A 16,960-nucleotide genomic window follows, 5' to 3' on the forward strand; every position below is an offset into this window, starting at 1 on the left:
CCCATCAGCGGTCGATCAGGACGGCCAGGCCGTCGAGGAGGCGGGCCAGGCCGAACTCGAAGAGGACGTCCAGGTCGAACTCGAAGTCGGAGTCCAGGTTGATCAGCTGCTCGTAGTGCGGCACCGGTTGGCGGGCGGCCAGGCGCTGGAAGGCCGGGCCCTGGCGTTCCATCCACTCGTCGTCGGTCAGGCCGGTGTCGCGGAAGGCCTGCGCCTCCGGTTCAAGGCCACTGGCGACGCCGCGGACGAAGCTGAAGATCAGCACCTGCACGAGCATCCGGTCGGTGACGGCCAGCCCGGTCCGGTCGAGCGCGCCCATCATCCACTCGCCGAGGTGCATCGCGTTCGGCGCCGGCTGGGGGCGGGTCAGCGACATCGACGGGCCGAGCCACGGGTGCCGCTGGAAGACCGCCCACAGGGCGCGGGCGCATCGTTGCAGGTCGGCCCGCCAGTCGCCGGTGTTGCGGAGGGTGCCGGGCAGGTCGCCCAGGGCCGCGTCGATCATGCCGGTGACCAGGTCGTCACGGCTCGGTACGTGCCGGTAGAGGGACATGGTGGCCACGTTCAGCGTGGTGGCGATGCGGCGCATGGAGACGTCGGCCATGCCGTCCCGGTCGGCGATCCGCACCGCCGCGGTGATCACCCGGTCGCGGCTGAGCTCGGCGTCGCGCACCGGGCTCGCGACCACGGTGCCGACCCCGGGGCGGCCGACGGTCAGGCCGGCCTCCCGCAGGGCGGCGTGGGCCTTGGTCGCGGTGGCGACGGCGACACCCCACTCGCGGGTGATCGCCCGGGCCGACGGGACCCGGTCACCGGGGCGCAGCGAGCCGTTCTCGATCTGCCGCCGGATGTCGGCGACAATCCTCCGATAGGGAGCCTCCACGGTAGTACACCAGCCGTCCCGTACTAGTACGATTTTTGCCCCGGACCGCCGCTCCTGCCTAGCGTCCTGGCCATCGATGTACAGAGTACGCAGAGGCGCGGGGACATGCGTGTACTGATCTCCGGCGCCGGCATCGCCGGGCCGGCTCTGGCACTGTGGCTGCACCGGGCGGGCGCCGAGGTGACCGTCGTCGAACGCACCGAGCGGCCGCGCCCGGGCGGCCACGCCGTCGACATCCGGGGCGTCGCCCGGGGTGTCGTGGAGCTCATGGGTCTGCGCGAGCGGATCCGCGAGCAGCAGGTCGACGAGCGTGGGTGCGCCCTGATCGACGGCCGTGGGCGCCGGCTCGCCGAGTTGCCGGTCGACGCGTTCGGCGGTGAGGGCATCGTGGCCGAGATCGAGATCGCCCGCGGCGACCTGGCCCGCATCCTCCTCGACGCCACCAGCGGCCAGGCCGGCTACCGCTTCGGCGACCGGATCACCGCGCTGACCCAGGACCGCGACGGCGTCGACGTCACGTTCGCCGGCGGGACGAGCGAGCGGTACGACCTGGTGGTCGGCGCCGACGGTGTGCGTTCCGGCGTCCGGGGCCTCGCCTTCGGCCCGGACGAGCGCTACGTCCGCTTTCTGGGCGCGTACTCGGCGTACTTCAGCGTTCCTGATCCGGGCGACCTCGACCACTGGCTGCTGATGTACAACGCGCCCGGCGGCCGGGTCGCGAACGTGCGCCCGGAGCGGGGCGGCACCGCCAACGCCTCGCTGTCCTTCCGCGAGCCCGAGCCACGCTTCGACCGGCTGTCGCGGGCCGAGGAGCAGCGGGTTCTGGCCGAGCGGATGTCCGGCGCCGGCTGGCGGGTCGACGAGCTGCTGGCGGCGATGCCGGGCGCCGGCGACTTCTACTTCGACTCGATCAGCCAGGTCCGGGTGGACCGCTGGTGGCGCGGCCGGGTGGTGCTGCTCGGCGACGCCGGCTACTGCGGTTCGCCGCTGGCCGGGATGGGCACCAGCTTCGGCCTGGTCGGCGCCTACGTGCTGGCCGGTGAGCTGGCCGAGGCCGACGGACCGGAGCAGGCCTTCGCCGCCTACCAGGACCGGATGGCCGCGTACGTGGCCGGTGGCATGGCGCTGCCGCCCGGCGGGATCAGCGGGTTCGCGCCCCGGTCCCGCGCGATGATCCGGCTCCGGGCGCTCTCCATGCGGATGATGACCCGCTGGCCGTCCAGGCAGCTCCTCGCCAAGCAGTTCGCCAAGGCCGAGGCGATCACCTTGCGCGACTATCCGGCCCTCGCCCTTCCCAGCCGTTAGCGCGCCGGCCGGTGGCCGTGCTCACCGGGGTGGCCGGGACCGCCGTCCGGATCCGGCCAGCGTGCCGGGCGCCGAGGCCCTGGCCGCCGCCGACCTCGAAGCGAGCGGCCTGCCACCGGACACGGCCGCCGCCGTCCGGCGCCTGGCCCGGACGGCGGGCGCCTGGGCCCACGACGGGGTCAGTGTCGTCCGATGAGGTCGATGCGGCGTCAGCGGAGCCGGAACAGCACCTCGCCCGCGTCGGGCACCACGAAGCTGCCCGCCGCCTGCTCGGCCGCCAGGTCGAGGGAGTCGGGGTCGAGGTAGCCGAGGTTGGCCGCGCGGCACACCTCCTCCGGGATCCGCGTCGCCAGCGTCACCTTGACCCGCAGGCGTTCCTCACCGGTCTCGGCGTCGTAGGTGCCCGCCCCGCGCAGGTGGGTGGAGTGGGCCAGCGTGCCCCAGTGGATGTGCTGGAAGCGGTCCCACTGCTTCACGAAGTAGTCGCGGCAGTGGTAGCCGATCTCGAGGATCTCGGGGTGGCTGGTCGAGATCTGGGTGATGTGCGGCGCGTACAGGATGACCTCGCCCCCGTCGGCGACGACCGGTTCGAGCTTGTAGAAGCCCTTGGCGCCGGTCCAGATGTCGTCGTACATCTCCGGCACGAGGGAGATCACCCGGCGGACGGGCGCGTCGAGGTGGTGGACGTGGGTGGCCGCGCACACCTCGGCGGCGTCGGCCCAGGCCGTGATCGTGTCGCCGAAGGAGATCGAGTGCAGGTTGCGGCTGCCCGCCTCGCCGACGACGCAGAACGACAACTTCTCGGTGGGTACGAGCGCCGCGCCCTCGTTGATCAGGGCCCGCACCGGGGTGACCGCCGTGGTGCCGATGATCTCGGCCGAGGTGATCAGCGCGCCGACCCAGTGCGAGACGTCGATGATGTCCTGGCCGGCGACCCCCGGGAAGAAGTACTTGTTGCCACCGGAGATGCCGACCACCTCGTGGGGCAGGACCGGCCCGACGACCAACGCGATGTCGTGCTCGACGACCGCCTTGTTGAGCTTGACGGGTACGTCCAGACCGAGCCGCCCCCCGGACAGCTCGGCCAGCCGGGCCGCCGGGATCGTACCCAGGTCGGCGAAGGTCTCGGGCCGCCACCACTCGTGGTTGAGCACCGTCATGCCGGGATAGGTCGCCTCCAGCGCCCCCTCCTCGAACCCCAGGTGCCGGGCGATCGCCGCGTCGCTCATCGGCTGATGTGTGCCCAGCGCGATGAGCGTGGTCAGCCGGCTCACCCGCCCGTGCAGCGCCGCGTGGACGGCGCCGAGAAGCAGAGGCAGGGGACAGGTACGGGTGCCGTCCGGCACGAGCACGCAGACACTGCGCCCGTCGGCGTCCACGGCGTCGAGCTGCTCGCGGATGAACTCCCGCACCTGGTCGGCGCCCAGCACCCCCTGGGCGGCGCCGAGCCGGGCGGCGGTGCGGTGCTGCTGGGCGGTCGTCATGAACCCAATCTGGCGCGTACGGCCACGGAGAGCAAACGCTGAGCCTGGCGCCTTTCTTCAGAAGAAACTCCGCCCGAGTACCATTTACCGGCGTGCAACTAGATCTGAACCTTCTAGTCGTGCTGGACGCCCTGCTCGACGAAGGCAGCGTGATGGGTGCGGCCGAGCGACTCCGCCTGTCGTCACCCGCGATCAGCCGCAGCCTTGGCCGGCTCCGAAAGCTGACCGGTGACGACATCCTGGTTCGCACGGGGCGCACGATGGTTCCGACGCCGTACGCCACGGCGATCCGCGAGGACGTCCGCCTCCTGCTGAGCCAGGCCCATGACGTGCTGGTGCCGAGCCGTACGCTGGATCTGGAGCAGTTGGAACGCACCTTCACGCTGCAGTGCCACGACGGACTCGCCACGGCGCTGGCCCCGGCGCTGCTGCGCCGGGTGGGGGAGACGGCGCCCGGGGTGCGACTTCGCATCCTGACCGAGAGTTCCGTGGACACCGGTGACCTGCGGCGCGGCCGGGTCGATGTCGAACTCAGTCAGGATCAACCGGATCTGACGGAGTTCCGCTCCGAAACGCTCGGCTCCGATCCCCTCGTGGTGGCGATGCGTTCCGGGCACCCCTGCGGCGGCCGCCTCGACCTGCGGTCCTACGCCTCGTATCCGCACGTGGTCGTCTCGCGGCGTGGCCGCCTCACCGGGCCGATCGACGAATTGCTCATCGCCGAAGGCTTACGACGTCATGTGGCCGCGGCGGTGACAACCGGCGCCATGGCCCTGCACGCGGCCAGCCGGAGCGACCTGCTGGTCACCACGACGGCGCTGGTCAGCCGCCCACTCGTCGAGGCGTTCAAGATGGTCTGTGTGCCGTTGCCGGCCGACTTCCCCGCGGCTTCGATCAACTGCAACTGGCACCAGCGCTACGACTCCGATCTGGCTCACGCGTGGCTGCGGGACCAGGTGCGGGCGGCGGTCACCGACCTCACCGCCGGTTAGGCGGCCATCTCCCCGTGTTCGTGGCGCTTTGCTGTTTCGTCATGAAATGGCGATCGCGTCATCACCCGGCTTCGATTGCATGACGGTAAATCGTCGGTTTACCGAATTGCATTAGGGTTCGCGCGGCACACGAATTAGCGTGACGATGCCCCCTGAGCATCAAAACTTCTTACGGATTTCGGATCCTATGGACCTCGAACACATATTCCTGCTGATTCTCGCCGGTGTGGTCGCCGGGGTGATCAACGCGCTGGCCGGTGGCGGCTCGCTGATCACCTTTCCCAGCTTGATCGTGACCGGGCTGCCCTCGATCTCGGCGAACGTCACGAACTCGGTCTCTGTCTTCCCCGGCTACGTCTCCAGCGCGCTGAGCAGCCGGTCCGACCTGGCCGGGCAGTGGCGCCGCGTCCCGGCGGTGCTGCCCGCCTGCGTCGCCGGTTCGGCCGCCGGCTGCGCGTTGCTGCTGCTGACGCCCGCTCGCACGTTCGAGCTGGTCGCGCCGGTGCTGGTGCTCGGCGCCGCGGCGACGCTGTTCTTCCAGGAGCGGCTGCGCGGTCTGGTCGGCCACCCGCGCTCGTTCGGTCCCCGCCGGCGGGCGGTCACCCTGCAGGCGGTGGTCTTCGCCGGCGCCGTGTACGGCGGCTACTTCGGGGCCGCGCTGGGCGTGATGTACGTCGCCGCGCTGGCCCTCGTGCTGGACGAGACGCTCAACCGCATCAACGCCCTCAAGAACGTCCTCACCGTGACCGTGGGAGCCGTCACGGTACCGGCGTTCGCCCTCTTCGGCCCGGTCAACTGGTCGGCCGTTCTGGTTCTGGCGCCCGCGACGGTGGCCGGGGGATACGCGGGGGCGACCCTGGCCCGGCGCCTGCCCGGCCGCCTGCTGAAGGCGCTCATCGTCACCTTCGGCGCGACGATCGGCCTGGTCCTCCTGACCCGGGCGCTCATCTGACTCCACCCCGACGAAAGAGGAACTCGATGATTGACTGGGTTGCGCTGACCGAGTCGCTGGGGTCGTCCCCGTGGCTATATCTGATCCTCATGTCGGTGTCCTTGCTGGACTCGTTCCTCCCGCTGATCCCGAGTGAGCCCGTCATCATCCTCGCCGGTGTCTTCGCGGCCGCGGGGTCCACCAACCTCGGGCTGGTCATCGGCGCTACCGCGGTCGGCGCCTTCCTGGGCGACCAGGTTCCGTACGCGCTCGGCCGCCGGCTCAGCGCCGCGATCGGAAAGCGGCTTCCGCCCGGCTCCAGGCGACGTGCGACGCACGAGTGGATCGCCCGGCAACTGGCCGCCCGTGGCGGATTCGTCCTGGTGAGCACCAGGTTCATTCCGGTCGGGCGCTACCTCGTGACCGTGACCACCGGGATGGTGCGCTACAGCTATCGGCAGTTCGTCCTGTTCACCCTGGTCGGGGGCGCCGCCTGGGGCGCCTACACCGTCATGACGGGGTACCTCGGCGGCGTGCTCTTCCAGGACAACGCGTTGCTGGCGTTCGCGGTCGGACTCGGACTCGCCCTTCTGCTGTCCGGCGTGATGGAGCTGATCCGCCGGATTCGCGCTCGCGACACGGTGACGTGAATCGGGCCGGTCGGGACGGCACTGCAATTGCGTACGGGTAAATCGTCGCTTTACCACATAGCACTGGATTGCCCCGACGTCTCGGTTTAGCGTGGCCGGTATGAACGTGACGCCAATCGACCATATTCGGATTTCCGACGTGGTCGCCAATCTGGCGCGGGCCCAGGACGAAAAGGATTGGGAACGCTTTCAGGGTCTGTTCGCCGATCGTATCACGCTGGACCTGACGGGACAGTCCGGTGAGCCGGCCGAGGAACTGACGGCGCAGGAGATGACGGCCAAGGCCCGTGCGATCATCGGCGGTTTCGCCTGTACGCATCACGCGAGTTCCAACCTGCTCATCGAGGTCTCCGGCGCCACCGCGCGCTGCCGGGCCCACATGGTCGCCTATCACCACGTCCCGACCCCGGGCGTCGACCATCTCACGATGCGGGGCTATTGGCGGCTCGACCTTGTCGACGCGAACCAGAGGTGGGCGATCCGGCGGTGGGCAATCGTGCGGACCGCGCCGTGGGAAGGAAATCCCAACCTGTACGACATCGCGCGAGAAGGAGCTTCAGGTGATCTACGAGATGCGCCGTGAATCGGCGGTGCGCGGCCGTGGCGAAGAGCTGGCCCGGTGGATGGACGAGCAGGTCATTCCGTTGCACGAGGCGAACGGGATGATTGTTGCGGGCACGTTCACCGATGCCGGTGATGCAGACGCTTTCATCTGGATCCGCGGGTTCCGCAGCGATGAAGAACGAGCAGAGGTCGTAGCGCGAGTACATCGCGATCCGCTTTTCGAGTCCGAGATCAAACCACGGCTCGGTGACCTTCTGGCCGGCGAGGCGGTGACCGTGCGTCTGGTGCCGACCACGCACTCCCGGCTCCATTGACGGCCGAACCGGCGCCAGGCACGGAACGTAGTGAATTCGCGGCCCATTCAGGAGGTATGACACGTGCGTGCAGTAGTGGCCGGCGGCGGGATCGTCGGACTCACCAGCGCGATCGCGATGCACAGGTCGGGCATCGAGGCGGTGATCCATGAGCAGGCGCCCGCGATCCGGGCGGCGGGCGCGGGGCTCGGGTTATGGGCGAACGCGTTGGCGGTCTTCGACGAGCTGGGGCTGGGTGAGCAGGTACGAGCCATCGGCCGGCCGGCGGAGATGTACTTCCGGGACGACGCGGGCGAACTGATCCATCCTCCCGGGTTCTCGGAGGACGACCACCGGTACCTGCTCGTGCACCGGGCCAAGCTGAACGAGTTGCTCGCCGACGCGGTGGGCCGGGACAACATCCGCCTGAACTCGCGGCTGGTCGGCTACGACGAGACCGATGCCGGCGTGGCGGCCCATTTCGACGACCGGACGACCGTCGAGGCGGACGTCCTCGTCGGCGCCGACGGCGCCTACTCGGTGGTTCGATCCCTGCTGCTTCCGGGCAGCGACGCCGTCGAGCACGAAGGCCATCACGCCTGGCGCTCGGTGGTCCGGCCGCCGGCCGGCGTCACCGTCGACGAGGGGGTCATCGTGCTCGGTGCGAACCGCACCCGGGGCGGGTACGTGCCCACCGTCGACGGCACCGTGTACTGGCTGGTCAACCAGTTCAACGTGGATTCGCTGGAGGGCACCGCGAAGGATCAGGCCACGCACCGGGCCGCGTTCCTCGACACGACGGGCTGGAATCCGGCCCTGCCCGCCCTGATCGCCTCGACGCCGGAAGAACAGGTGCTGCACAACCAGATCATGCTGGTGCCGCCGTTGCCGCGGTGGGTGTCGCACCGCGTGGTCCTGGCCGGGGACGCCGCTCACGCACTTTCTCCGCACATCACCGCAGGGGCTTCGCTGGGCGTCGAGGACGCCCTGGTGCTGGCCCGGCTGCTGGCCTCCGCCGACGGGGTGCCCGCCGCGCTGACCGCCTACGAGCGGGACCGGATTCCACACTATCGCACGGTCAACGAGCTGTCCAAGAAGGTGGAGGACTCGGCGACGCCGGCGGAGTTCGCCGCCAACTACCTGGCCTTCAGTCACTGGATGCTCAACCGGTAGTGGCATCGGACGACAGGGAGAACCAGATGGGCCTGTGCATCGACACCGACGTCGCCGTGCCGATGCGCGATGGCGTCACGCTGGCGACCGATCTCTGGCGACCGGCTGGATCGGGTCCGTGGCCGGTCCTGCTCGCTCGCACGCCGTACGGAAGAACGTCCACCGCCCACCTGGGCAACCCGAAGCTGCCCGACATCCGCACCCTGGTCGACAACGATTATCTGGTCGTCGTCCAGGATGTGCGCGGCACCGGGCAGTCCCCGGGGCTGATGGAACCGCACCGCTTCGACCAGAGCGACACCGTCGACACGCTGGCGTGGATCGCCGACCAGGCGTGGTGCGACGGCCGCACGGGGATGTGGGGCGCTTCGTACATGGGCTTCCCGCAGTGGCAGGCGGCAACGCAGGCGCCGCCGGCGCTGCGCGCGATCGCTCCCATGATGACCTCGGCGGACGTCTACCGGGCCTGGTACCCGACTCCGGGTGCGGTGTCGCAGAGCACGTTGTTCAACTGGTCGGCCCGCATGGCCATGGCCAACCTGTCGCGTCAAGGGAACACCGGACCGGCCGACCCGCGGGACGTGGCCGAGATCCGGGCCGCGCTCGAGGACCCCGACACCCTGTATTCGTTGCCTCTCGGTGACCGGGGCGCCCTTCTCCGAGGCCTGCCCTGGCTCGGCGAGATGCTCGCCCATCCCGGCCCGGACGCGTACTGGAAGCCCATGAACTCGTTGGATCGCAGCTCGGCGATCACTGTTCCGGCGCTGAACGTGACCGGCTGGTACGACGTGTTCGCGCGAGAAGTCGTCCGCTCTTACACCACGATGCGCCGTGCCGGCGGCAGCGTGCCGGCCCGGGAAGGCCAGCAACTCATCATCGGCCCATGGGGCCACGGCGACGGCGCCGACCTGGGGGTCTTCCCCGACCGCTGGTTCGGCCTCGCGGGGTCCGTCAAGGCGGCGGCGATGACGCGGGCCCATCTGCGGTTCTTCGACCGGTGGGTGCGAGGCCGGGCCGAGGCCGACCAAGGTGCGCGGGTACGCATCTTCGTCATGGGTCCGGACCGGTGGCGCGACGAGGACGACTGGCCGCTGCCCGACACCCGGTACGACGACTACTTCCTGGGGAGCGCGGGACGGGCCAACAGCTCGGAGGGAGACGGACAGCTGCGTACGAGCCCCGCCGCCGAGGATCTCGGCGACTCGTTCTTCTACGATCCACTCGACCCGGTCCCGACCGTGGGCGGGCCGACCCTCGGCGTCGACGGACTCGCCGGCCCGGCCGATCAGGCCGACGTGGAACGTCGCGACGACGTGCTCTGCTACACCAGCGAATTCCTCGCGGAACCGCTGGAGCTCACCGGCCACGTCGCCCTCACCGTGCACATGTCCTCGACGGCGGTGGACACCGACGTCACCGGCAAACTCGTCGACGTCTTCCCCGACGGTCGCGCCATCATCCTCTGCGAAGGCCTGTGCCGGTTGGGGTACCGGGCCGGCACGAGCCGGCCCCGGCCGCTGGAACCCGGCCAGATCGTCGAGGCCACGATCGACATGGGCGTGACATCGAACGTCTTCGGTCCCGGGCACCGCATCCGGCTCGAGGTGTCCAGCAGCAACTTCCCGCGGTACGACCGCAACACCAACAGCGGCGGAACCATCGCGTCCATGACCGGCACCCAGGTCGCCCGCAACCAGATCTTCCATGGACCGGCCCATCCCAGCCGGCTGACGCTACCGGTGATCGCGAGGCCCAGATGAGTACGCAGCGCATCGAGGCGGATCTTCTGATCCCCGGCCGTGGTACGCCCGTCCGCGACGGTGTCGTCGTCATCGACGGCCCCGTCATCGCCTACGCGGGTCCGCGCGACGGTGCACCGATCGACGCCTCGGCGGTCGCGCCGGTGCGGGCCCGCACCGTCATGCCGGGAATGTGGGACTGTCACACGCACGTCAAGGGCGGCCGTCCGGGCACCTTCGATTCCGCCCTGCTGGTTCAGGAGCATCCGGCGACGCGGGCCGCCCGGGGCGTACCGGGTCTGCGCCGTGCCCTCGACGCCGGCGTCACGAGCATCCGTGAGCTCGGCGGAATGGGGTTGCAACTCGCCCCGGTCGTCGCCGAGGGCCACCTGCCGGGCCCGGCGATCTACGCCGCGGGCTCAATCCTGTCCGCCACCGGCGGCCACGGCGACATCCACAGCCTGCCCAGCGGATGGATCGACGACTGCGCCCGGATGGGCACCGAGTTCCGGTTGGCCGATGGCGAGGCCGAATGCGCGAAAGCGGTGCGTGAACAGCTTCGCCGCAACGCCCGGATCATCAAGGTGTGTGCGTCCGGTGGCGTGCTCAGCGTCATCGACGATCCGATCCACCAGGAATTCACCGGCCGGGAACTGCGTACCATCGTGGAGATCGCCGGGCTGGCCGAACGGGGTGTCGCGGCGCACTGTCACGGCAAGCCGGGGATCATGGCGGCGCTGGAGGCGGGCGTGCTCACCATCGAGCACGGCAGCTACCTCGACGACGAAGTCTGCGCGGCGATGCGCGAAACCGGCGCGATCCTGGTACCCACCCTCACCATCATCCGGGAGCTGCTCGACGACGGCGGGCTCCCGCCGTACGCGGCCCGCAAGCTTGCCGGCATCGCCGAGGTCCACCGGACCAACATCGCTCGCGCCCACCAGGCCGGGGTGCGGATCGCGATGGGTACGGACATCCAGAGCAGCGGCGACGCCCCCGCCGCCTGGGGGCGTCACGGGCGGGAGGCGGCGTTGCTCAACGACATCGGCATGGACGCGCTGGACGTGATCGAAGCCGCCACCGCCAACGGTCCCGCCACCCTGGGCCGGCAGGCGCCCCGCTCCGGCCTGCTGCGAAGCGGCTTCGACGCGGACATCGTCATCGTCGACGGCGATCCGCTGCGCGACATCTCGCTGCTCGCGGACCCGTCCCGCATCACCGCGGTCTGGCAGGCCGGCGCCCGGGTGAAGGGCTGACCTCCCCTGAGCGTGCACCCCGAGGGCAACAAAATGAGGTACTTCTGGGAAGTGCCCATCCGTGACGTCCCGGCCCGCGTATCCGTGGTCATGCTCACGTTGAAACGGAAGATCGCCTTCGCTGTCGCCGCCCTCGTCACGGTCGGCGTCTCGGCGGTCACCTACCAGGCTTCCGCTGCCGAAGCCCCGTCGCTCCAGCCGCCGGCCGGCCTGAAGATCCTCGGCCAGTTCGTGGTCGGCAGCGGCACACAGACCTACACCTGCACGGGTGGGAAGTTCACCGGCTCGTCGGTGCCCGAGGCCCGCCTGTTCGACGGCGCGAACCGCAAGATCCACCACTTCGGCGGCCCGACCTGGCAGTCCGAGTCGGACGGTTCGCTGATCACCGCCGCCCCGGTGGCCAACTCACCGGTCCCCGGGGCCATCCCCGAGTTGCTGCTCGAGGTCAAGACGCATTCCGGTCAGGGTTTCCTCAGCACCGTGACGCACATCCAGCGGATGAACACCTTCGGTGGCGTCGCTCCGTCCACCGCCTGCACCGACGGCCAGAAGACCAGCGTCCCCTACAACGCCAACTACATCTTCTGGGGCAACTGACCTCACGCGCCGCGTTCGGCCGGGCTGAGCCCGCATTCCCGGCCGGACGCCGCGTTCGATGTGCGTGGAAAATGACCATCGTGGCGAGTGACCCGGACGACCGCTGGGTGATCCGGGCCGGCGGGCTGGGCGTGACGGTGGTCGCGACCCTGGTCACCGCCGTGGTCGAGCTCTACCTGACGCCGTTGCGGGTGGCCGGGGCGCCGATCGGCGCCTCGGTCGTCTTCGCGGTTGCGGTGAACTGGGTGCTGGCCTGGTTCGCGCTGCACACCACCCGGCGGCGGTGGGCGGTCAGTGTGCCCTGGGGGCTGTGGAGCGTGGTGATGGTCTTCGCGGCCGGCGCTCGCACGCCCGAGGGCGACCACCTGCTGTTCCGCAACGACGTGCCCAGCGTCGGCGACCTGATCCCGCTGGCGATGATCCTGCTCGGCAGTCTGTCGTTCGCCGTGTTCGCGTACCGGATGATCCTCGGGAAGACACGGGCGCCCACGCCGAGACAGCCACCGGGGGGTGGACCCGGGTCTTCCACGGGCGCGAGCCTTCATCGAGATCCGGGCCGCCTTCCGGCCGATCCGCTGACCCGGGACGCCCGCGTAGCCGCCGTCCGGCGCAGGGTGGCCGGACGGCGGTGAACCGCGTTCAGGACAAGAGCGTCAGTTGAGGTACCACTGCTGGTAGGTGTTGTTGGCGTTGCTGGGGCTGCAGGTGCCCAGCCGGACGCCGACGCTGGCCGAGGCCTCCAGGCACAGCAAGCTCTGCAGGTGTTGGAGCTGGGCGGTCGCGGGGTAGTACCGCCACTGCTGGTACCTGTTGTCGGGGGTGCAGGTGCCCGGGCGGACACCGACGCTGGCGGCTGCCTCCACGCAGTATTCGTGCGGGCTCGCCAACGTTGACCACCCGGCGGGCTCGAACAGGTACAGCTGGTAGGAGTTGTCGGTGGCGCAGGTGCCGAGCCGGATGCCGACCGACACGCTGCCCTCCAGGCACTTGCCGGTCTGGCCGTGCACGAACTGGTAGAAGGCCAGATCGACCTGGACGGGTTTCGGCGCCGCCGCGGAGGCGGGCGAGGTTCCGAACGTGAAGACCCCCGTAAGTGCGATCATGACGGCAGTCAGGATGGCAATCACTTTCTTCGATGTCATGACCGGAGTCTTTCATCGCGATCACCGTAAATCCACAGTGGATTTCCGGTCGGACGTCAGTCCTGATCGGGCTCGGGGTCGAGGACGTGATCGGGCCAGTCGTCGTCGGCCGGATCCCAGGGGGCCGTCTCCAGGACGAGGTCGTCGTCGAGCGGCAGGGGATCGAGGGCCGGGATCTCGGGCGGCGGGATCAGCTCGGCGAGCGCGCGGTCGTCGGCGCCGTTCGCCGGGTCGATCGCGTTCGCCAGGGCGGCATGCCAGACCACGGGGGGTACGACGATCGCCATCGCGTCCTCGGCAACCGGGCCAGTCATCGCGTCGTCACCTGCCCTCCGCACCGACGCCGCAGGCCGGCCGGTACGTGAAAACTCTACGCCTCGCCCGCGCCGGGATACACGCTTCCGGGGTCGTACCGGTGGCCGGGTACCGGGGCCGGAAGTTGCACCCGGACAAACGTTCGGTCGGCCAGCTGTGCCCGTCCATTACACGTTCGCCCTGCTCACAGCCCCGTAGGCTGATCACGACGAGGGGGGCGGGCCGATGGGCGGTGAGCACGAGACGGTCCTGCTCGCGCGGGCGGCCGCCGGCGACGCGCGCGCTTTCGCCGATCTCGTGACGCCGTACCGGAACCGGGTGTGGGCGGTGTGCCTGCGGATCGCCGCCGACCGCGACGACGCCGACGACGCGCTGCAGGACGCGCTCACCGCGGCCTGGCGCAACCTGGGTGGCTTCCGCGCCGAGTCGCGGTTCGGCACCTGGCTGCACCGCATCGCGGCCAACGCCGCGCTGGCGCTGGTGCGCCGCCGCCGGGACACCCCGGCCGAGGATCATGTGCTGGATCGCCCGGTCGAGGTCGACGCGTACGCGGCGGTCGACGAGGCGGACCGGATCGCCGCCGCGGTGCGTCTGCTGCCCGACGACTTCCGGGTGGCGTTCGTGCTGCGCGAGTACGCCGATCTCACCTACGAGGAGATCGCCGCGCACCAGGACATCGGGGTGCAGACGGTGAAGAGCCGCCTCAACCGCGCCCGCCGCGCGGTGGCCGCCGCCCTCGGTGTTCCGGAGGCGGTCCCGCCGCGCTGACCGTGGCGTCGTCATCGGGCTCGTCCGGCCACGAGGTGGTACGAGCGGACCAGCACCCGCGCGGCGTCGGCCTCGACCGGGTGCTCCGGCGACGCCGCCCGGGCGCGGGCCTGTCCGGCGAGGCGTTGCGCCGCCGCGGCGAGTTCGGTCCCGGCCACCCCGGGCGCCAGCCCCACCCGTTCACGGTCGTCGGCGGCCGACACCAGACGTTCGAGGTCGGACCGCAGCGGGCTGGCCGGGTGCTCCCGGCTGATCTGGTGCAGCATCGCCAGCTCGCGCAGCGGGTGCAGGACGGGGTCCACGCGGGCCGCCTCGATCAGCTCCCGGGCCCGTCCGTGATCGCCGGCCGACCGGCCGGGTGCGGTCGCCGCCTCGAGCCGGGCCATCGTCCGGGCGACCTTGAGGACGCCGCTGCGCTGAACCAGCCGGTCCCGGATCGCCGCCTCCACGCCGCTGAGCCCGGAGGTCGCCGCGACCCACGGCCACAGCGCGGCCAGGCCGTCGCCGGCGTGATTCCGGCCGGCCGTGACGCCGTACGGACCCAGCAGGTCGAACAGCCGGCGCACCTCGGCCGGCCGGACCGTGCCGGGCAGCCCGGCCTGCTCCCAGACCTGCAGCAGGGCCGGGTCGAGGTCGCGCAGGGCGGCCAGGGCGCGGGCGTCGGCCTCGTTCAGTGCTCCCGTCTGCGCGGTCTGGGCGAGGAGCCCGGACACCGGGACCACGTCGACCAGCTCGCCGGGGTGGCGTTCGGCCAGCCGGCGGGCTTCCGCCGCGGCCAGGGCGAACGGGTCCTCGCCGCTCCACGGGCCCGACCCGAACAGGTCGGCCTGGGTGAGGACGCCCAGGGCGTTGACGACCCCGCCGACCCCGCCGCCGGCGTCGCGGAAGGCCCGCAGGAAGCCGATGTCGGACTCGCGTTCCGCGTCCCGGAAGGCGAACAGGACGGCGTCCGCCTCCGAGGTCGAGGCACGTGAGGACGCGTCGCCGAGCAGGGCGAGGCGGGTGGCCGCGTCGTTGGCCCGGGTCAGGGTGGACAGGCCGGGAGTGTCGATCAGGGTCATCTGCCGCAGCGCCGGCGCCTTGATCCGCACTTCGAGCCGGGCGACCTGTTCGGCCGGGACGCCGACGTCGGCGGGCACCCGGTCGCCGGGCAGCGGCCGGCTCAGCGTGTGGCCGTCGCGCAGGTGCACGGTCAGCGAGCTCGGTTCGCCGAAGCAGTACCAGGTGACCATGGACGTGCACTCGCCGACGGCGGTCGGCGCCACGTCACGTCCGATGAGCGCGTTGACCAGGGTCGACTTCCCGGCCTTGACCACACCGACGACGGCGACCCGCAGCGGCTCGGTCAGCGCCGCCGCGACGGCGTCGAGGACCGGCTCGAGGGTCTCGTCGCCGGCTTGCCGCAGGTCGTCGGCGAGCCGGGCGACCCGATCGAGCAGCACCGCGGACCGGCCGACCGGCACGGCGGCCCGGCCGGAGGAGGGCGTCATCGTGCGACCACCACCTGCACCGGCCGGAGCACGGCGTGGTCGTCGGCCCAGCCCGGCCGGACCTGGCGGAGCACCACGGGGCCGTGGCCGCCGGCGCCGCCGGGCTCGGCGCCGACGGCTTCGTGGACGGTCGCGTCGAAGGTTTCCCGCGCGGTTGCCGTGAGCTGCCGTACGCCGGCCCGGACGAGGACCGTCGTCACGTGGGTCTCGACGCTGGTCGCCCGGAACTGGACGGCCAGATCGTGGGCGGTGATCAGGCCTCTCACCAGGTGATCGGTGCGAGCGTCGGCGGGGACGGCCCGCGCCGGCGCCGGGGCGGGAGGCGCGGGGGCGACCGGCGGCGGAGCGGGCGCCGCCGGGGCGACGGTCGTGGCGCCCCGGGCCGTGGCCCGGCCGAGGACGACGCCGGCCAGCACGCCGAGGCCGAGGCCGAGGACGCCGGTCACGGCGTACGGCCAGAGATCCACCACGACGTCGATCATTTCCGGTTGGACGCCTTCGACGCCATCATTCCGAGCCCCACCACCACCGGGACCAGCACCACCGGGTGATCGCCGATGAACTTCCCGATGCCGTCCAGCACGCCCGGCTCCGGGGGCACCAGAGACGCCCCCAGCACCGTTTCGGGCTCGGCGCCAGGCACCGGCAGGCCGGCTCCACCGTCGGCCGGCGGGGCGGTGTCGGTGACGACCATGGTGTTGCCGGAGTCGGCCCAGGCGTCGGCCAGGACGTCCAGCGGCACCGTCTCCAGATTGCCGTCCGGCGAACCGGGGTCGGAGAGGATGGCCGTGCCGTTGACGACGTCGATGCCGGTGAGGACGACGGCGTGATCGGGTGCCTGGTCCTCGACGCCCGGCGTGTCGGTGCCCCAGACCTCGCCGCTGTCGATGGCCAGGATGATCTTGTGGCCGTCGGCGAGGTGGTCGGCCAGCCCGTCCAGGTCGCTCACCTCGATGTGCGACGGCACCCCGGCCGCGTCGAGCAGGGTCTGTGCGCCCTGGACGTCCATGCTGGGAACGCCGTCCGGGCCGACGGTGAACACGTTGAGCTCGTTCGCGGCCTGGACGAAATCCTGTTCGTCGGCGAAGTGCCGGCCGGTGAACGCCGAGACGACCTGGGCCACGCTGGAGGGCACGCAGAAACCGTTCGCCGCCTGCTCGAACCAGTGCTGCGAGTCGCCGACCGGGTCGCCGATCAGCTGGCCGTCCTGGACGACGAAGCCGTCCGTCGCGGCGCCGTCCACGTCCTCCACCACGGCGACCGGCTCGTCGGCCGGCGTGAACGGGTCCTCCGGGTGGGGCGCCTGGGTGACGTCGAACTCGAACTGGTCGTCCGGGCCGTCGTCCGTCATGTGCGGGTCACTCATCTCGTTGCTCCC

Annotated in this window: 20 protein-coding genes; 13 read left to right on the top strand and 7 right to left on the bottom strand. The window is 71.0% G+C overall.

Translation table 11 applies throughout. The annotated features are described in order from the left end of the window. Nucleotides 1-4: 4 nt before the first annotated feature. Nucleotides 5-883, bottom strand: a complete 879-nt coding sequence (locus tag AB0O15_RS33550; protein ID WP_364327009.1) for a TetR/AcrR family transcriptional regulator C-terminal domain-containing protein — start codon at nucleotides 881-883, stop codon at nucleotides 5-7. Between the two features lie 105 nt (nucleotides 884-988). Here AB0O15_RS33550 and AB0O15_RS33555 point away from each other — a divergent pair, with 105 nt between their 5' ends. Together AB0O15_RS33555 and AB0O15_RS33560 are read left to right on the top strand one after the other, a co-directional pair. Next, a complete protein-coding gene (locus AB0O15_RS33555; RefSeq protein ID WP_364327012.1) occupies nucleotides 989-2,188 on the top strand; it encodes an FAD-dependent monooxygenase in 1,200 nt (399 codons plus the stop codon). Between the two features lie 61 nt (nucleotides 2,189-2,249). Beyond that, nucleotides 2,250-2,384: a hypothetical protein gene (locus AB0O15_RS33560; protein ID WP_364327015.1), complete on the top strand. Its 135-nt coding sequence runs from the start codon at nucleotides 2,250-2,252 to the stop codon at nucleotides 2,382-2,384. Nucleotides 2,385-2,397: 13 nt separating this feature from the next. Here the strand turns inward: AB0O15_RS33560 and AB0O15_RS33565 are convergent, their stop codons facing one another. Continuing rightward, entirely contained in the window at nucleotides 2,398-3,672 is a 1,275-nt protein-coding gene (locus AB0O15_RS33565) for a lactate racemase domain-containing protein (RefSeq protein WP_364327018.1), read from the bottom strand. Between the two features lie 92 nt (nucleotides 3,673-3,764). Here AB0O15_RS33565 and AB0O15_RS33570 point away from each other — a divergent pair, with 92 nt between their 5' ends. The 10 genes from AB0O15_RS33570 (at nucleotide 3,765) to AB0O15_RS33615 (ending at nucleotide 12,499) form a co-directional block, all read left to right on the top strand. Further along, nucleotides 3,765-4,664 (top strand): LysR family transcriptional regulator, encoded by a 900-nt coding sequence (locus tag AB0O15_RS33570; RefSeq protein ID WP_364327021.1) that lies wholly within the window; start codon nucleotides 3,765-3,767, stop codon nucleotides 4,662-4,664. A gap of 187 nt (nucleotides 4,665-4,851) precedes the next feature. Then, complete coding sequence (locus tag AB0O15_RS33575) at nucleotides 4,852-5,616, top strand: sulfite exporter TauE/SafE family protein (RefSeq protein ID WP_364327024.1); 765 nt, start codon at nucleotides 4,852-4,854, stop codon at nucleotides 5,614-5,616. Between the two features lie 26 nt (nucleotides 5,617-5,642). After that, nucleotides 5,643-6,245, top strand: coding sequence for a DedA family protein (locus tag AB0O15_RS33580; protein ID WP_364327027.1), 603 nt, complete (start codon nucleotides 5,643-5,645; stop codon nucleotides 6,243-6,245). A 100-nt stretch (nucleotides 6,246-6,345) separates the two neighbouring features. Beyond that, the gene (locus AB0O15_RS33585; RefSeq protein WP_364327030.1) at nucleotides 6,346-6,828 is read left to right on the top strand and encodes a nuclear transport factor 2 family protein; all 483 of its coding nucleotides are present in this window, start codon (nucleotides 6,346-6,348) and stop codon (nucleotides 6,826-6,828) included. After that, on the top strand, nucleotides 6,806-7,123 hold the full coding sequence (locus tag AB0O15_RS33590; RefSeq protein WP_364327033.1) for a hypothetical protein: 318 nt from the start codon (nucleotides 6,806-6,808) through the stop codon (nucleotides 7,121-7,123). The genes AB0O15_RS33585 and AB0O15_RS33590 overlap by 23 nt, the downstream gene beginning before the upstream one ends. A 63-nt stretch (nucleotides 7,124-7,186) precedes the next feature. Next, on the top strand, nucleotides 7,187-8,275 hold the full coding sequence (locus tag AB0O15_RS33595) for an FAD-dependent monooxygenase (protein WP_364327036.1): 1,089 nt from the start codon (nucleotides 7,187-7,189) through the stop codon (nucleotides 8,273-8,275). A 26-nt stretch (nucleotides 8,276-8,301) separates the two neighbouring features. Next, nucleotides 8,302-10,035, top strand: a complete 1,734-nt coding sequence (locus AB0O15_RS33600) for a CocE/NonD family hydrolase (RefSeq protein WP_364327039.1) — start codon at nucleotides 8,302-8,304, stop codon at nucleotides 10,033-10,035. After that, on the top strand, nucleotides 10,032-11,270 hold the full coding sequence (locus AB0O15_RS33605; RefSeq protein WP_364327042.1) for an amidohydrolase family protein: 1,239 nt from the start codon (nucleotides 10,032-10,034) through the stop codon (nucleotides 11,268-11,270). The genes AB0O15_RS33600 and AB0O15_RS33605 overlap by 4 nt, the downstream gene beginning before the upstream one ends. 33 nt (nucleotides 11,271-11,303) lie before the next feature. Continuing rightward, a complete protein-coding gene (locus AB0O15_RS33610; RefSeq protein WP_364327045.1) occupies nucleotides 11,304-11,867 on the top strand; it encodes a DUF3455 domain-containing protein in 564 nt (187 codons plus the stop codon). 71 nt (nucleotides 11,868-11,938) lie between these two features. Continuing rightward, entirely contained in the window at nucleotides 11,939-12,499 is a 561-nt protein-coding gene (locus AB0O15_RS33615) for a hypothetical protein (RefSeq protein ID WP_364327048.1), read from the top strand. Nucleotides 12,500-12,520: 21 nt separating this feature from the next. Here AB0O15_RS33615 and AB0O15_RS33620 read toward each other — a convergent pair whose 3' ends face one another. Further along, nucleotides 12,521-12,970, bottom strand: a complete 450-nt coding sequence (locus AB0O15_RS33620) for an RICIN domain-containing protein (RefSeq protein WP_364327051.1) — start codon at nucleotides 12,968-12,970, stop codon at nucleotides 12,521-12,523. 95 nt (nucleotides 12,971-13,065) lie between these two features. After that, nucleotides 13,066-13,323, bottom strand: coding sequence for a hypothetical protein (locus tag AB0O15_RS33625; protein ID WP_364327054.1), 258 nt, complete (start codon nucleotides 13,321-13,323; stop codon nucleotides 13,066-13,068). 226 nt (nucleotides 13,324-13,549) lie between these two features. On the opposite strand from AB0O15_RS33625, the gene AB0O15_RS33630 reads away from it, so the two are divergent. Further along, complete coding sequence (locus AB0O15_RS33630) at nucleotides 13,550-14,092, top strand: sigma-70 family RNA polymerase sigma factor (protein ID WP_364327057.1); 543 nt, start codon at nucleotides 13,550-13,552, stop codon at nucleotides 14,090-14,092. An 11-nt stretch (nucleotides 14,093-14,103) separates the two neighbouring features. Here the strand turns inward: AB0O15_RS33630 and AB0O15_RS33635 are convergent, their stop codons facing one another. From AB0O15_RS33635 to AB0O15_RS33645, 3 genes are read right to left on the bottom strand one after another with little or no spacing between them, the layout of a single operon-like run. Beyond that, nucleotides 14,104-15,582: a dynamin family protein gene (locus tag AB0O15_RS33635; RefSeq protein ID WP_364327059.1), complete on the bottom strand. Its 1,479-nt coding sequence runs from the start codon at nucleotides 15,580-15,582 to the stop codon at nucleotides 14,104-14,106. After that, a complete protein-coding gene (gene grpE / locus AB0O15_RS33640; RefSeq protein WP_364327062.1) occupies nucleotides 15,579-16,064 on the bottom strand; it encodes a nucleotide exchange factor GrpE in 486 nt (161 codons plus the stop codon). The genes AB0O15_RS33635 and grpE overlap by 4 nt, the downstream gene beginning before the upstream one ends. Then, the gene (locus tag AB0O15_RS33645) at nucleotides 16,061-16,948 is read right to left on the bottom strand and encodes a C39 family peptidase (protein ID WP_364327065.1); all 888 of its coding nucleotides are present in this window, start codon (nucleotides 16,946-16,948) and stop codon (nucleotides 16,061-16,063) included. Before AB0O15_RS33645 ends, grpE begins: the two co-directional genes overlap by 4 nt. Between the last annotated feature and the right edge of the window lie 12 nt (nucleotides 16,949-16,960).

The sequence above is a fragment of the Actinoplanes sp. NPDC089786 genome (assembly GCF_040684855.1).
Classification (GTDB): Bacteria; Actinomycetota; Actinomycetes; order Mycobacteriales; family Micromonosporaceae; genus Actinoplanes.